This is a genomic window from Streptomyces sp. NPDC088812, from assembly GCF_044750285.1.
Classification (GTDB): Bacteria; Actinomycetota; Actinomycetes; order Streptomycetales; family Streptomycetaceae; genus Streptomyces.
Genome location: NZ_JBIVJP010000038.1, coordinates 11,542 through 26,816, shown reverse-complemented (window position 1 = coordinate 26,816; position 15,275 = coordinate 11,542). Strand labels below are relative to the sequence as shown.

At 71.6% G+C, this 15,275-nt stretch carries 11 protein-coding genes; 6 read left to right on the top strand and 5 right to left on the bottom strand.

Annotated elements, in window-relative coordinates; genetic code table 11:
• Window positions 1-28 precede the first annotated feature (28 nt).
• From ACIP67_RS41745 to ACIP67_RS41725, 5 genes are read right to left on the bottom strand one after another with little or no spacing between them, the layout of a single operon-like run.
• A complete protein-coding gene (locus tag ACIP67_RS41745; protein ID WP_401699586.1) occupies window positions 29-949 on the bottom strand; it encodes a homocysteine S-methyltransferase family protein in 921 nt (306 codons plus the stop codon).
• 22 nt (window positions 950-971) lie between these two features.
• Window positions 972-2,090, bottom strand: a complete 1,119-nt coding sequence (locus tag ACIP67_RS41740; protein WP_401699584.1) for a trans-sulfuration enzyme family protein — start codon at window positions 2,088-2,090, stop codon at window positions 972-974.
• 33 nt (window positions 2,091-2,123) lie between these two features.
• Window positions 2,124-2,993 carry a class I SAM-dependent methyltransferase gene (locus tag ACIP67_RS41735; RefSeq protein WP_401699583.1) on the bottom strand — a complete coding sequence of 290 codons (870 nt, stop codon included), beginning with the start codon at window positions 2,991-2,993 and terminating at the stop codon, window positions 2,124-2,126.
• A gap of 32 nt (window positions 2,994-3,025) precedes the next feature.
• Entirely contained in the window at window positions 3,026-4,276 is a 1,251-nt protein-coding gene (locus ACIP67_RS41730) for an aminotransferase class V-fold PLP-dependent enzyme (RefSeq protein WP_401699580.1), read from the bottom strand.
• Complete coding sequence (locus ACIP67_RS41725; RefSeq protein WP_401699578.1) at window positions 4,273-5,049, bottom strand: hypothetical protein; 777 nt, start codon at window positions 5,047-5,049, stop codon at window positions 4,273-4,275. Before ACIP67_RS41725 ends, ACIP67_RS41730 begins: the two co-directional genes overlap by 4 nt.
• Window positions 5,050-5,543: 494 nt before the next feature.
• Between ACIP67_RS41725 and ACIP67_RS41720 the strand changes: the two genes are divergently transcribed.
• The 6 genes from ACIP67_RS41720 (at window position 5,544) to ACIP67_RS41695 (ending at window position 15,252) form a co-directional block, all read left to right on the top strand.
• Window positions 5,544-6,992 carry an MFS transporter gene (locus tag ACIP67_RS41720; protein ID WP_401699576.1) on the top strand — a complete coding sequence of 483 codons (1,449 nt, stop codon included), beginning with the start codon at window positions 5,544-5,546 and terminating at the stop codon, window positions 6,990-6,992.
• Between the two features lie 98 nt (window positions 6,993-7,090).
• A complete protein-coding gene (locus ACIP67_RS41715) occupies window positions 7,091-8,362 on the top strand; it encodes an adenosylhomocysteinase (RefSeq protein ID WP_401699574.1) in 1,272 nt (423 codons plus the stop codon).
• A 191-nt stretch (window positions 8,363-8,553) separates the two neighbouring features.
• The gene (locus tag ACIP67_RS41710; RefSeq protein WP_401699572.1) at window positions 8,554-9,825 is read left to right on the top strand and encodes an MFS transporter; all 1,272 of its coding nucleotides are present in this window, start codon (window positions 8,554-8,556) and stop codon (window positions 9,823-9,825) included.
• A 193-nt stretch (window positions 9,826-10,018) separates the two neighbouring features.
• The gene (locus ACIP67_RS41705; protein ID WP_401699570.1) at window positions 10,019-11,044 is read left to right on the top strand and encodes an SGNH/GDSL hydrolase family protein; all 1,026 of its coding nucleotides are present in this window, start codon (window positions 10,019-10,021) and stop codon (window positions 11,042-11,044) included.
• 126 nt (window positions 11,045-11,170) lie between these two features.
• Window positions 11,171-13,396 carry an iron-containing redox enzyme family protein gene (locus tag ACIP67_RS41700; protein WP_401699568.1) on the top strand — a complete coding sequence of 742 codons (2,226 nt, stop codon included), beginning with the start codon at window positions 11,171-11,173 and terminating at the stop codon, window positions 13,394-13,396.
• A 17-nt stretch (window positions 13,397-13,413) separates the two neighbouring features.
• On the top strand, window positions 13,414-15,252 hold the full coding sequence (locus tag ACIP67_RS41695; protein ID WP_401699566.1) for a carbamoyltransferase: 1,839 nt from the start codon (window positions 13,414-13,416) through the stop codon (window positions 15,250-15,252).
• Window positions 15,253-15,275 lie beyond the last annotated feature (23 nt).

Here is a 15,275-nt window from a genome sequence, read left to right as displayed (position 1 = left end):
GACCGCCGGGCCGACGGACCGCGTCGGTTTAGCCGGGCAGGCGTTTGCGCAGGGCCGCGATGTGGTCGGGGGTGCTGCCGCAGCAGCCGCCGACCAGGGACAGGCCGTAGCGGCCGGTCCGCTCGGCCATGAGGTCCGCGAACTCCTCGGGGTCGTGCCGGACGGGGACGTACCGGTCCACCGGTGTCCAGTCCGCGATGCCGGAGCGGTCCTCCAGGTTGGGATAGGCCCCGAAGGGGACCGGGCAGTCGTGGGACCAGCGGTCGAGCACCCGGTCGGTGCCCTCCAGGGTGGTGCAGTTGACGCAGACCAGCGCCGCGCCCGCCGCGGCGACCGCCCGCGCCGCGTCCGTCACGGACTCGCCGGACAGCAGGGCGCCGTCCGGACCGCAGACGAAACTCACCCACACGGGCAGTCCCTCGCGGACGCAGCCGTCGACGACGGCCACCGCCTCGCGCACGGTGTTCATGGTCTCCGCCAGCACCAGGTCGACGCCCTCCGCGGCGAGCTGGCGCACCATCCAGGCGTGCTCCTCCCGGAGTTCCTCCTCCGGCGGCACCAGGGACGGCTGGTAGCAGTCCTCCACCGGGATCACCGACGCGGCGAGCACCGGGGACCGCCCGTCGGGGTCCGGCCGGACCGAGCCGCGGGCCAGTGCCACGGCCCGGCGGACCAGGACCTCGGCCGCGTGCTCGTCGGCCCCGGCGCGCAGCAGGGTGCGCCGGTTGGTGCGGAAGGTGATCGCGGTGGACAGGTCGGCGCCGGCGGCGGTGTACTGCCGGTGGATGTCGGCCAGTTGCCGCTGTCCCTCCAGGTCCAGCAGGGCGGCGCTGGTCCACCACGGCTCGGTGACGCTGATCCCGAGCCGTTGCAGTTCGGTCCCCTTGGCGCCGTCGACGAGCACCGGCGAGCCGGGGGACGGCCGGGCCGCCCCGGCCGCCGGGTTCACCGTGCCTCCCGCGCCCGCCGGATCACAGCGCCCGTTCCAGGTCCGCGGCGAGGTCCCGCACGTCCTCGATGCCGACCGCCAGCCGGACCAGGTTGTCGCCGATGCCCAGCCGCCTGCGGGTCTCCGCCGGGATGGGCCGGTGGGTCATCAGTGCCGGGCACTCGATCAGGGACCGCACGCCGCCGAGGCTGACCGCCACGGCGAACCGCTCGACCTTCTCCAGGAGTTCCTGCACGTCGCCCAGGTACTCGAAGGAGATGATCGACCCGAAGCCGTCCATCTGCCGTGCGGCGATGTCGTGCTGCGGGTGCGCGGCCAGCCCCGGGTAGTGCAGCGCACCGGTCTTCGGCGACCCGCTCAGCAGCTCCACCAACTGCTCGGCCGACTCGTTCTGCCGCCGGACGCGCAGCGACATCGTCTTCACACCGCGGTGGAGCAGGTAGCAGTCCAGCGCCCCGGGCACGTTCCCGGCCGAGGTGCGGTACCGGAAGAACGAGGTGTGGAAGTCCTCCCGGTTGTAGACGAGGGCGCCGCCGATGACGTCGGAGTGGCCGGAGATGAACTTGGTGGTGCTGTAGAGCGAGATGTCGGCGCCCAGTGCCAGCGGATGCTGCACGACCGGGCTGGCGAAGGTGTTGTCGACCAGGACGGGCACACCGGCGGCGTGGGCCCGTTCGCTGATGGCGCTCACGTCGGCGACCTTCAGCAGCGGGTTCGTCGGGGTCTCGACCCAGATCAGACCGGTGTCGTCGGTCAGGGCCGCGTCGAGGGCGTCGAGGTCGGTCAGATCGACGTACTCCACCGTGATCCCGTAGCGGGGCAGCAGGTCGAACAGCGAGAAGGTGCCGCCGTACACGTCGTCGGAGGAGATCAGTTTCTGGCCGGGCGAGAGCAGGCTGAGGGCGGTGGTGCCGGCCGCCTGGCCCGAGGAGAACGCCAGGGCGTACGAGGCGTCCTCCAGCGAGGCGAGACAGCGCTCCAGCGCCTCCCGGGTCGGGTTCTCGCCGCGGCCGTAGAAGTAGCGCAGGTCCTGCTGGGCCCGCTGCTCGAAGGTGGAGGCCAGGTGGATGGGCGGCACGATGTCGCCGGTGCCGGGATGGGGTTCCTGGCCGACCTGGACCAGCTTGGTGTCGAATTCCATGAGGGGTCTCCCTGGGAGGTCGGACGGTCTGGCTCAGGCGGGCTTGACGGCCCGTACGCAGTGAGCGACGCAGGGGACCGCGAGGCCCCCGCCGTCCGTCTCGAAGTCCCTGGCCGCCGTGGCGACGGCCTGGACGGTCCGCTGGTCGCGCTCGTCGCCGAAGGTCTCCGCCAGCTTCGCCCGGAGCCAGCCGGGCAGCAGGTCCCAGGAGAAGTCCACGAACTCCGCCACGTCGCGCGGGGTGAAGACGATCCGGCACTCCTGGTGGCTGACGTCCTGGAAGCCGGCCTTGGTGAACCGCTCGCACAGCGCCTCGGCGTCCGCCATGCTGAACGGCCCCGGGGCGCCCGGCGGCGGGGCCGGCAGGCCGAGCCGGGCCGCGGCGATCCCGAAGGCCAGGCTGAGCATCGGGACCTGGGGCGGGGTGCCCCAGACGGCGGCCGTGAAGGTGCCGCCGGGGCCGAGCGCGCGGAAGGCGGTGTGCAGGACGCGGTCGGCGTCCGGGAGGAACATCAGGCTCCAGCGGCTGACCACCGCGTCGAACTCGCCCTCCTCCAGCTCCAGTTCCTCGGCGTCCTGCCGGAGGAACCGGACGTTGGTGAGCTCCTGCTCGACCGCCCGGCGCCGGGCCACGGCCAGCATGCCCTCGGCCTGGTCCACACCGACCACCCGGCCCTCGGGCACCCGCGCGGCGGCGGTGAGGGCCGGCTGGCCGGTGCCGCTGCCGATGTCCAGCACCGAGCCCGTGCGCCGCAGTCGCGACCCTTCGAGGAGGATGCGGGTCACCGGGTCGGCGCCTCGCTCGAAGAGTTCGTACCACCTGTCCCAGCCGGAGCTGAGTTCGTGCCAGTTGCGTTCCTGCTGCGCCTTGAAGGCAGACGCGGCGTTCTGGTTGTCCGTCAAGGGATGGACCGTCCTTTCGCGGGCCGCGCCGTTCAGAGGTCGAGGAAGCGCTCGTCGGGGTGTTCGTTGCTCCAGAAGCCCTTCTCGGCGGTGGCGACCGTCTCGACGAGCCGGTCCACCTCCTCGGTCGTGCTGTAGACCCCGAACGAGGCCCGCACGGTGCCGACCACGCCGAGGCTGTCGACGAAGGGCATGGCGCAGTGCACCCCGGTGCGCACCATGATCCCGTGGGCGCTCAGGTGGTTGCCCACGTCGTAGGGGTGCAGACCGTCGACGCCGAACGAGACCAAACCGCCGGAGGGCTGCTGGGCGCCGAACACGCGGACCCCGTCCAGGGCGCGCAGCCCGGCGGCGGCGCGTGCGGTCAGCTCCGTGTCGTGCTCCCGGACCCGGTCCAGGCCCAGGGCGGTGAGGTAGTCGACCGCCGCGGCGAGTCCGACGGCCCCGGCGATGTTCGGCGTGCCGCCCTCGAAGAGGGTGGGCGCCTTGGCGACGGCGAGCGGTCCCGCGAGGGTGACCTGCTTGACCATGCCGCCGCCGACCAGCATCGCGTCCATGCGCTCCAGCAGCTCGGCCCGCCCGTAGAGCACGCCGATGCCCATGGGCGCGTACATCTTGTGGCCGGAGAAGCAGTAGAAGTCGGCCCCCAGCGCCTGCACGTCGACCGGCCGGTGGGCGACCGCCTGGGCGCCGTCGACCAGCAGCGGGATGCCGCGGGACCGGGTCGCCGCGGCGATCTCCTCGACCGGGTTGACCGTGCCCTGCACGTTGGACACGTGCGCCACCGCGGCGAACCGGGTGCGGTCGGTGAGGTGCTCGACGAACGCCTCGGCGGAGAGCTCTCCGTCGGCGTCGGTGGGGACCACGCGCAGCACGGCGTCCTTGCGCTCGCACAGGCGGCGCCAGGGCAGGAGGTTGGAGTGGTGCTCCATGCCGCTGACGACGACCTCGTCGCCGGCCCCCACGACCTGAGCGGCGTAGCCCTCGGCCACCAGGTTCACCGACTCCGTGGTGCCCTTGGTGAACGCGATCTCCGCCGCGTCGGCCGCGTTCACGAAGGCGCGCACGGTCTCGCGCGCGGCCTCGTAGGCGTCCGTCGCCCGCATGCTCATGGCGTGCACGCTGCGTCCGACGTTGGCGTTCGACTCGGAGTAGTAGCGCACGACGGCGTCGAGGACCTGGCGCGGCTTCTGGGTGGTGGCGGCGTTGTCGAGGTAGGCCAGGGGGTGGCCGTCCACCTGCTGGTTCAGGATGGGGAAGTGTTCCCGGACGTCGGCAGTCATCTGCTCACCTGCTTGAAGAGAGAACGGAAGGCGGACAGCAGCTCGTCCGGCATCGGGACGGTCTTCTGCGGGGAGTACGGCCGTTGGGACGGCGGTACGTAGTCGTGGTCGGAGGGGCCGGGCACGGACCCGTCGGGCCGGCGCAGATGCGGGCCGAAGTAGAACCAGCAGATCTGCCCGACGGTCTCCGACAGCAGGACGGGATGGCAGGCGGGGCGGTACATCTTCATGTGGTCCCAGGCCGCCATGAACTCGCCGCGTGCGGTGAAGCGATTTCCGCGCGCCGCGTGGCCGAACGCGTCGTGAACGGCGCGGAAAAGGTCGTTGAAGAGAAGCCGGACCCCGCGGGAGGAAACCGGCGAGGGTTCGAGCATGGGGTGGTCCTCAGGACGCTGGGCGTCCTGCGTCCCGCTCTCCTGCCCGTTCTGCCCGTGTCCGTTCGCCGTGAGGAAAACATAGAGTTTCCGGTCGGCGTGCAATTGGTCGGACAGGGTGGCGGAGGAAGTGTAGGGCTGTCCCTCGGAGAGCCACGGTTCGATGGTGACGCCGTTTTCCCGTAACACCTCGAACTGGTCGAGCGTGTCTTCCTTCAGCATTTGGTACTGAAGGGCCTCTTCCTTCGTCCCGGAGGTGAGCGGGGCCTGGCCGTACCAATTGGCTATCGACTGGCAGACCACTCCGTCCATATGGAGGGAGGCATTCCAGTTCGGGTCTTTGTCGAGTGACCGGGAAACGACGTAGTGGCGGGACAGCCGCTGCAGGTCGAGCTTCATGCAAGCCCTCCCGCGCTTCCCCGCCCTCGCCTGCCGGACCTGGACACTCGCCGCTTTCTGGAAGGCGGCGGCAGGTCGGCTGCGAGGCGAACGGGAAGACACGGGAGGGAATCGGACGGAGCCGAGGACGGCGGGCACCGGCCCGCCGGCGGTGCGCTTAACAGAACGCCGGGCGTCGTGCACGAGTTTCTACGACATCGAGTCGTTTCTATGGGCGACACTGTGGTTCCCCCTTTCAGCGCTTCGAACGTATCCCCGCACCCTCACTTCGGACAAGGCATCTCCCCGTCCACCATCCGAGATAATCTCGCGATGATGGCCGAAAATCCCCGGCGGACATCCGGACAGCGGTCCGCGCCGCAGGCCAGACGCCGCTCGCGGATTGTCCGAAAGCAGATGCCTCATACATCGGCGTCCGGATGTCATTGTGGATCGTTCGGCTAAGCTCGCCGAGCCCGGACCGAATCCCCCTTGTCGAAAGGCTGTGTTCCAGCATGTCCGAAGCCGGAGCGCTCGATCGGGAGAGCACAGGAAGCCAGGTCGCGGGGCAGAGAAACCGGCCCGGTGCGCTGGTGCTGCTCTGCGGTGTGCAGCTGATGCTGCTGCTGGACTTCTCGATCGTGAACGTGGCGCTGCCCAGCATGGAGTCCTCCGTCGGACTCGGCGCCGTGGGGACCCAGTGGGTGGTCGGCGCCTACGCACTCGGCTTCGGCAGTCTGCTGCTGCTCGGCGGGCGGCTGTCGGACCTGCTCGGCAGGCGTCTGATGCTCGTCGTGGGCGTGGCGGCGTTCGGCGCGGCCTCCCTGGTCGGAGGCCTGGCCACGGCCCCGGAACCGCTCATCGCCATGCGGGCCGTGCAGGGCGTCGGTGCCGCGCTGATCGCGCCGGCCGCGCTCTCCCTGATCACCACCGGCTTCCCCGACGAGGGCGAACGCAACCGGGCCCTGGGCTGGTTCAGCGCCGCGTCCGCCAGCGGCTTCGCCATCGGCGTGCTGCTCGGTGGCGTACTGACCGAACTCGCGGGCTGGCGTGCGGTGTTCTTCGTCAATGTGCCGCTGACGGCCGTCGCCCTCTTCGCGGCGTTCAAGGTGCTGCCCGGGGCCGGCGGCGCGCGGGGCGAGCGCACCTACGACCTGCCGGGCGTGCTGCTGTCCGCCGCGGGCTTCGTGGCCCTGATCAACGGACTGAGCCAGGTTCCCGACGACGGCACCCACGCGGCGATCAGCTGCTCGGTGGGCGTCGTCCTGCTCGTCGTCTTCGTGGTGGTGGAGGCCCGGTCGGCCGCCCCGCTGGTGCCGCTGGGCATCTTCCGCAGCCGCTCGCTGAGCGTCGCCAACGTCGCCAGCTTCCTGATCCCCGGCGTCATGGGCACCACGGCCCTCCAGCTGTCGCTCTTCCTCCAGCAGGTCCAGGGCCGCTCGGCCCTGGAGACGGGCTTCGCCTTCCTGCCCCTCGGCCTGTCCGTCGTCGTGGCGGGGCCGCTGTCCGCCCTGTCGGCCGGCCGGTTCGGACCGAAGGGCGTGTGCGTCGTCGGCGGCGCCCTGGTGACCGGCGGGGTGTTCCTGCTCTCCCGGATCGAGGCGGACAGCGGGTACGCGGGCGACGTGCTGCCCGGCACGATCCTCATGGGGATGGGGTTCGCCGCCTTCTTCTCCACCGCCATGATGGCGGCCACCGCCGGGGTGCCGGAGAGGCTCCAGGGTCTGGCCGGCGGACTGCTCAACACCTTCCAGCAGGTCGGTACGGCCGCCTTCGTCGCCATCCTGGTGAGCCTGGCGACGGCCCGCACCGAGTCGCTCGGCGCTCCCACCCCCGACCACCAGGCCGCCGGATTCCAGACGGCCTTCACCGCGGGCGCCGTCGTCGCCCTGGTCACCACGCTGCTGGTGGCCGTCGCCCTGCCCGGGCAGCGGGCCGTGGCGCGTACCGAAGCCACGGCCTGACACCGATCCCGGCCCGACCGCGACCGCCCGCACCGGACGGTCGACGGTGATGGCCGACAACCACCATGCCTACCGGAGAGCGAGGCTAGCTTCCCGCCATGTCTGAACTGCCCCAGCACGATGTCAAGGACAAGGCCCTCAGCACGCAGGGCGTGCGCCGGATCGAGTGGGCCGAGCGCAACATGCCCGTGTTGCGCCAGGTACGAGAACGGTTCGCCAAGGAAAAGCCCTTCGAAGGCGTCCGGTTCGCCGCGTGTATGCACATGACCACGGAAACGGCCGTCCTGCTGCGCACGCTGAAGGCCGGCGGCGCCGAGATCGCGGCCTGCGCCAGCAACCCGCTGTCCACGCAGGACGACACGGTCGCGGCGCTCGTGGTCGAGTACGGCATCTCCGTCTTCGCCGTCAACGGCATCGACCGTGACGGGTACTACCGGCACATCAACTCCGCGCTGGACATCGACCCCGACTTCGTCTTCGACGACGGCTGCGACCTGGTCAACACGGTCCACACCGCCCGCACCGAGCTGCTCGGGAGCATCAAGGGCGGCTGCGAGGAGACGACCACCGGTGTCGTCCGGCTGCGGCAGATGGCCGATTCCGGTGCCCTCAAGTTCCCGATGGTGGCGGTCAACGACACCGACACCAAGCACATGTTCGACAACCGGTACGGCACCGGCCAGTCGTCGCTCGACGCGATCATGCGGGCCACCAACCTGCTGTTCGCCGGGCAGACGGTCGTCGTCGCCGGTTTCGGCTACTGCGGCCAGGGCGTCGCCCAGCGCGCGGCGGGGCTGGGCGCCCACGTCGTGGTGACCGAGGTCGACCCGACCAAGGCGCTGGACGCGCTCATGCAGGGCTACCGGGTGATGCCGATGGCGGAGGCGGCCCGCGTCGGCGACGTCTTCGTCACCGTCACCAGCAACCGGGGCGTGCTGCGCCAGGAGCACTTCGAGGTGATGAAGGACGGCGCGATCCTGTCCAACGCCGGCCACTTCGACGTCGAGGTGGACGTCGCGGCGCTGGAGGCCATGGCGGTCGAGAAGCGCTCCCGTATCCGTCACCAGACGGACGAGTACGTGCTCGCCGACGGCCGCAGCCTGCTGCTGGTCGCCGAGGGCCGGCTGGTCAACCTCGGCGCCGCCGAGGGCCACCCCGCCTCGGTGATGGACATGTCCTTCGCGGACCAGGCGCTGACGGCCGAGTGGCTGACGGCGCAGCACGCCTCCCTGGCCCCGCAGGTCCACGAGGTGCCCACCGAGATCGACAAGTCCGTCGCCCGGCTGAAGCTGGACAGCATGGGCGTGACGATCGACTCGTTCACCGACGACCAGAACGAATACATGAATTCCTGGGAGTACGGTTCCTGATCGTTTCCCGTCCGGCTGAACCGGAACGGCCACGGGCCGGCAGGCGAACTCCGCCTGTCGGCCCGTTCGTTGTCCGGGCCACGTAAATCGGAACCGTTCTGGCGTGCGGCGTCTCAGGTGCCGAGATCCCCGTTGCGCAGGCAATAACAGGTCAGTAACCTCGCTGTCACGCGTTCAAACGGGGGTTTGCTGTGCGCATTCGGGGGTCCGCAGTACTGCCTGCTTCGGGGGCGCAGCGCGCATTAGCCCTGGCCACACTGGCCAGTTCCACCGGAAAAGGAATATTCCTCACCACCGGTGTCCTCTATTTCATCCGCGTGGTCCGCTTACCGGCCATGGAGATCGGGGTCGCCTTCAGCATCGCGGGATTCGTGTCCCTGATCCTCGGCGTCCCGGCCGGCCATGTCGCCGACCGGCGCGGGCCGCGGGCCGTCTTCGTGGCCAGCCTCCTGCTGAGCGCCGCCGCGACCGGCGCGTTCCTGCTCGTCCACGCCTCCTGGTCCGTGCTGCTCGTCGTCGTCCTCGCGACCGTCGCCCAGGCCACGCTCCTGGTGGCCCGCGGCCCCATCATCAACGACATCGCCGACGGCCGGCCGCAGGAACTGCGCGCGTACATCAGGTCCGTCACCAACGTGGGCATCGCCGTCGGGGCGATGGCGGCCGGCTGGGCCGCGCAGGCGGACACCACGCAGGCGTACCACCGGCTGATCCTGCTGAACTGCGCCTGCTTCCTCGTGGCGCTGCTGCCGGCCTTCCGGATCCCGCGCACGGAGATCGTCGAGGCGCCCGAGCAGACCGGCGGCCGGTGGGCCGCCCTGCGCGACCGGCCCTACCTCGCACTGTCGCTGCTGGACGGCGTCCTGTCCATCCAGTACCGCGTGCTCACCGTCGCCCTGCCGCTGTGGGTGGTGAGCGCCACCTCCGCACCGCGCTGGATGATCTCGGCGGCCGTCGTGGTCAACACGGCCATGATCATCCTGTTGCAGGTCGCGGTCGGCCGCCGGGTCGACACACCCCGCCGTGCCGCGCTGGCGCTGCGCCGGTCGGGGTGGGCCTTCTGCGCGGCGTGCGCCGCCGTCGCGTGGGCGGCGGGGTCCCCGGCCTGGGCCGCCGTGACCCTGCTGGGGGCCGCGGTCGTCGTCCACAGCGTGGGCGAACTGTGGCAGGCCGCCGGGGGCTTCGAGGTGTCCAACGTGCTCGCGCCCCGGCACGCCATCGGCCAGTACCTGGGCGTCTTCGGCATCGGCATGGGACTGGCCGAGTCGTTCGGCCCGGCACTGCTGACCTGGCTCTGTATCGGCTGGGGAAAACCGGGCTGGCACGTCATGGGCGCCCTGTTCCTCGCGGCGGGCCTGGCCGCCCCGGCGGTCGTGCGCTGGGCGGAGTCGACCAGGGTGCGGTACGCGCCGGGCGCCGGCCTGCCGGCGGGCAAGCCCGCCGCCCTCTCCTCCGAAGCCGTCTGACGGCCGCGGCCGCCCGACCGCCCTCGGCCGCCCGACCGTTCGACGCCGTACGACCGCACGTCCGACACCGTACGACCGCACGTCCCGAAGCCGTACGACCGCACGTCCCGGGACCGTAAGACCGCACGTCCCGACTTCCACCGCCCGGCACGCCGGTGCCGGGCCGGATCGACCGAAAGGAGGCGGTTCGTCCATGACCTCTCATCGCGCGGAACTCACCCCGCAGATGCTCCAGTACGCCGAGAAGTTCGACGACCGCGGTGAGATCCGCTGGCTGCCCTACCTGATGTACTTCCACGCCGCGGACCACCGCTCCCAGGTGGTGAACACCGACCGGCTCGGCTTCCGCCTGTCCGAGGGGCAGGGACAGCGGGCGTCGGCCGGCGGACGGGTGCCCGAGGGGCCCGTCCGGCTGATCGCCGGCAGCTCCACCGTCTTCGGGATCGGCGCCTCCTCGGACGCGGACACCCTGGCCTCCCGGCTGTGGGACCGTCACGCGCCCGCCCTGCCGTGGCTGAACTTCGGCGGCCGGAGCTTCAACTCCGCCCAGGAGCTGCTGCTCTTCACTCTCTACCGCCACCTGGTGCCGCAGATCGAGGAGATCGTCCTGTTCACCGGGTTCAACAACCTGGGCCTCGCCCGGCTGCCCCGCTGGATGCAGGGCGACAGCGGCGCGTTCTTCAACGGCCACGAGTACTTCGAGCAGGTGCAGGAGCTCCAGGCCCGGCAGCGCCGGGCGACCGGCCAGTCACGGTGGTCGGCCCGCCGGGCACCGCAGCGCTCCGAGGCGGAGCTGACCGTTCCGGACCTCTCCGGGCAGCTGGACCTCGCCGTCGAGCTGACGCTGCGCCACCTCGACACCTGGCGGCTGATCGCCCAGGGCCTCGGGGCCCGGCTCACCTTCGTCCTCCAGCCCCTCGCACCGTGGGTGCGCGAGCGGCCGGCCCGCCAGGAACAGCTGCTCTTCGACGAGCTGGACGGCATCGCCCATTTCAGCCAGGCGTACGGCGACATCTGCACGATCGAGGCGGGGCGGCGGTACGCCGATCAACTCCGCGGCGGCTGCGAAAAGCTGAACGTTCCCTTCCTCGACCTGAACCCCGTGCTCGGCTCGGCGATCAAGGACGAGGACTGGGTGTTCGTGGACCGTATTCATTTCACCGACGGGGGACACGACATCGTGGCCGGCCTGCTCGCCGAACAACTCGCCCTCCGGTGACCTGACAAGGGGAATTCCATGGGTTTCATCCGCAAAATCGTCGATGCTCTCTTCCGGCGCCGCCGCAGAAAGCGGAACGACGACGCCTCCATTTATCCGATGTTCTAGGAGGGAGGACCGGAAACGATGTCTTCGACAGTCCTGCGACCGACGGGGAAACCCGGGCGTGACACCGCGCGGCCCCCCTCCTGGGCCAGGGCGTGGTACGCCGCGTTCTGCGATCCGGAGAGCCCGCACGCGGACCGGGTGCCGGTGGCCGACGTCCGCGACGCGATCGACCGGTCGGTACCGTCCGGCCACGCCCCCGAGGACCTGGAGGCACTGTGCCGGGAGGCCGGGGCCTGGGCCGCCGACGAGACGCGGGTCTTCCGGGACCTGGCCGGCCGGGCCCGGACGGAGGCCGTCCGTGAACTCGTGGCGCAGCGGCTGGCGCTCGACTGCTCGCCGTTGAACCTGGTGTCGGGCGCATGGCTGCAGTGGCTGAGCAGCATGGCCGAGGCGGACGACCCCGCGGCCCTGAGCGCGCTGACCCTGTACGCCTCCGACGTCGGGGTCGGTCATCCGCGCGCCTCCCGGGGCCACGCCCATCTCGCCCTGCTGCAAGGCCTGCGGGTGGCGGAGAACGCGGTGCCGGCCGCCCGTACCGCGCTCGACACGAGGGTGCGGGAGGACGCGTTCGTCCTCCCGGCGATCCTGCTCCTGATGAGCCGGCGGCCGGAGGACTTCCGGGCCGAAATCCTCGGCGCCGACCTCTGCCTCCGGCAGGTCGGCCTGCTGCCCGCGATGGCGCCGCTCAAGGACCTGGTGGACGCGGGCGCCGACTGGGACGCGCTGCATCCCGGCGCGCCCCGGCCCCAGGACCCGGCGGGCGGGCTGAAGGCCTCGCTGGCGGCGGTCGACGCCCTGGTGGAGCAGTCGCCGCCGCAGACGCGTGCCCGCGTCCTGGCGGGGGCCCGGTGGGCGTTCACGGCGCTGAGGGAGTGGCACGAGGCGCTGCGCGGCGAGCTGGCCAAAGTCCTCGACCCGCGCCGGCAGGCCGCCGACCTCATCCGGCTGCGCGCCCGTGAGGGCGCGGTCTACCACCGCTCCTTCCAGCTGGCGGGCCGGCCGCTCGCCGAGTGGCTCGACGAGGCCCGCGACGACCCGTACCCGCTGCTCGCGGCGCTCGCCGGCAGCTCACTGGTCCGCCCGGGCCGTCCGGAGCGCAGCCCCCTCGTCAACGGTCTGGTCGGCGAGCGCGGCGCGATGTTCCGCGTCTTCTCCGAGGAGGACCTGGCGGTCCTGCGCCGCTGGATCGCGTCCCTCCCCGACGGCGACGACGGCAGCGACGACGGCAGCTCGCCGGAGGACCCGCCCGCGCGGCGGGCGAGCGGGGTCGCCACGGCCACGGACGGGCCGTCCCCGCGCCCGTGGGCCTCGGTGCGGGCGGCCCTGGAGGAGGAGCCGCCGGGCGGCCGGGCCCCCGCGGACCTGCGGGAGGCGTACGTCCTGCTGCAACGCCGCGCCCAGACCCCGGCCGTACGCGCTTACGCCCTGGAGTACGTCCACGGGTGGCTGGGCCGGGCACGGGTGCGGATGGCCCGGCAGGACATGCCGCTGCCCGACAGCTGGCCCGCCGAGGGGCTGCGGCCGTGGCTGTCCGGGCAGCACGACCGGCACGCCGAGGAGTTCGAGCGCACCTCGGACGCCGGGCTGCCGACCCGGGAGCAGTTGATCGAGTCGACGCTCCAGCTGGCCCCGCTGACGATGATCGACGGCGCCTGGCTCCAGGGGTTCACCGACTACCACCTGGCGTCCTCGGACATCGGACACTCGCTGTTCGAGACGTACTGGGACGAGCTCGGCAACGGCCACCCGCGGCTGAACCACCCGCTCATCTACCGGGAGCTGGTCGCGGACATGGGCGTGGACCTCCCGCCGACCGGCTCGGCGGAGTTCGCCCGCTGGCCGGGGTTCCGGGACGGCTCCTTCGAACTGCCCGTGTTCTGGCTGAGCATCGGCCGGTTCCCGCGGACGTTCCAGCCGGAGGTGCTGGGGCTGAACCTCGCCATGGAGCTCTCGGGCGTGGGCGGCAGTTACCGGCGGGCCCGGCTGGCGCTGCGCGAGCACGGCTTCAGCACGCGGTTCGTCGACATCCACAACACCATCGACAACGTCGCGACGGGACATTCCGCGTGGGCGGCGGACGCCATCGACGCGTTCATGTCCTCGGCCGCGGTGGGCAGCGGGCTCCAGGCCCGCGAGACGGCCTGGCGCCGGGTGCGGGAGGGCTACCGGTCCCTCAGCCCGCCCACCGGCGTGCACGCCTGGCTGGCGGACCGGCGGGCCCGGTGGCAGAGCAGAAAGCGTTGAGCGGAAGGGAACGTGACATGGCCGATCTGATTCTGGGCATCTCGGCGTACTACCACGACAGTGCGGCCGCCCTCGTCGCCGACGGCGTCCCGGTCGCCGCGGCCCAGGAGGAACGCTTCAGCCGCACCCGGCACGACCCCGGTCTCCCCGGGCAGGCGGTCCGCTACTGCCTGGAGGAGGCGGGGGTCCGGCTCGACGACGTGGCGGCCGTCGCGTACTACGAGGATCCGGCGCTGAAGTTCCGGCGGGTCCTCGCCACGTACCTGGGCGCCGTGCCGCGCGGCGCCGCCTCCTTCCGCACGTCGCTGCCCGAGTGGCTGGCCTGGAAGCGCTCCACGGTGCGCACGGTGCGCGACGGCCTGGCGGAGCTGGGGGCGGGCCGGGTCCCGGAGGTCGTCGCCCGCCGGCACCACGAGTCGCACGCGGCGTCGGCCTTCTTCCCGAGCCCCTACGAGTCCGCCGCGGTCCTGTGCGTCGACGGGGTCGGCGAGTGGGCCACGACGACGCTGTGGCACGGACGGGGCACGAGCCTGGAACCGCTGGCCGAGATCAGGTTCCCGCACTCCCTGGGGCTGCTGTACTCCGCCTTCACCTACTTCTGCGGGTTCAAGGTCGACTCCGGTGAGTACAAACTGATGGGGCTGGCGCCGTACGGCACTCCGCGGTACGCCGGCCTGATCCGCGAGAAGCTCATCGACCTCAAGGAGGACGGGTCCTTCCGGCTCGACATGCGGTACTTCGAGTACCTGGCGGGCCAGGTGATGACCGGCCGGGCCTTCGAGGAGCTGTTCGGCGGGAAGCGCCGACAGCCGGAGGCGGCGCTCACCGAGCGGGAGTTCGACCTCGCCGCGTCCGTCCAGGCCGTGACCGAGGAGGTCGTCCTGCGGCTGGCGCGCACCGCGCGGCGCGTGACCGGTGAGAGCCGGCTCTGCCTCGCCGGGGGCGTCGCCCTGAACTGCGTCGCCAACGGCAAGGTCATCCAGGAGCGGGTGTTCGACGAGGTGTGGATCCAGCCGGCGGCCGGCGACGCGGGCGGTGCGCTCGGCGCGGCCCTCGCGGTCGCGCTCGAACGGGGAGCCGGACGGCCCCACCTCGGCAGCGGCCGCGACGCCATGTCGGGCTCCCTGCTCGGCCCCTCCTACGGCGCGCGGGAGACACGGGAGTTCCTGGACGGCGTCGGCGCCGTCTACACGGAGCTGGATCCGCGGGACACCCCCGGTGCGGTGGCCGACCGCCTGGCGCAGGGCGCGATCACCGGATGGTTCCAGGGGCGGATGGAGTTCGGCCCGAGGGCGCTGGGCGCCCGGTCGATCCTCGGCGATCCGCGGGACGCCGACATGCAGTCGGCGATGAACCTGAAGATCAAGTTCCGGGAGTCGTTCCGGCCGTTCGCCCCGTCCGTCCTGCGCGAGGACGTGAAGGAGTACTTCGACCTGCCCCAGGAGAGCCCCTACATGCTGGTGGTCGCGGGGGTGGCCCCGTCCCAGCGGCTCGCCGTCGAGGAGAGCGCCGACGACGTCACCGGCCTGGACCTGCTCAAGGTGCGGCGGTCGACGATCCCCGCGGTGACCCACGTCGACCACTCGGCGCGGGTGCAGACCGTCGGCGAGCAGGACAACCCCGCCTACCACCGGCTGCTGTCCGCGTTCAAGGAGCGGACCGGCTGCCCCGTGCTGGTGAACACCTCGTTCAACCTCCGCGGGGAGCCGATCGTCAACACGCCGCGCGACGCCTACACCTGCTTCATGCGCAGCAACATCGACGTACTGGTCCTCGGTGATCTGCTGCTGGAGAAGAAGGACCAGCCCGCCTGGCGCGAGACGGAAGACTGGCGCGAAGCGATCCCCCTCGACTGAGCCGGCCCCACCGCCGTCCGACG

Bases quoted from the DNA above. Each gene is read 5' to 3' on its own strand.
- ACIP67_RS41740 (WP_401699584.1), bottom strand. From the start codon at position 2,090: ATGGAATTCGACACCAAGCTGGTCCAGGTCGGCCAGGAACCCCATCCC.
- ACIP67_RS41730 (WP_401699580.1), bottom strand. From the start codon at position 4,276: ATGACTGCCGACGTCCGGGAACACTTCCCCATCCTGAACCAGCAGGTG.
- ACIP67_RS41725 (WP_401699578.1), bottom strand. From the start codon at position 5,049: ATGAAGCTCGACCTGCAGCGGCTGTCCCGCCACTACGTCGTTTCCCGG.
- ACIP67_RS41720 (WP_401699576.1), top strand. From the start codon at position 5,544: ATGTCCGAAGCCGGAGCGCTCGATCGGGAGAGCACAGGAAGCCAGGTC.
- ACIP67_RS41715 (WP_401699574.1), top strand. From the start codon at position 7,091: ATGTCTGAACTGCCCCAGCACGATGTCAAGGACAAGGCCCTCAGCACG.
- ACIP67_RS41705 (WP_401699570.1), top strand. From the start codon at position 10,019: ATGACCTCTCATCGCGCGGAACTCACCCCGCAGATGCTCCAGTACGCC.
- ACIP67_RS41700 (WP_401699568.1), top strand. From the start codon at position 11,171: ATGTCTTCGACAGTCCTGCGACCGACGGGGAAACCCGGGCGTGACACC.
- ACIP67_RS41695 (WP_401699566.1), top strand. From the start codon at position 13,414: ATGGCCGATCTGATTCTGGGCATCTCGGCGTACTACCACGACAGTGCG.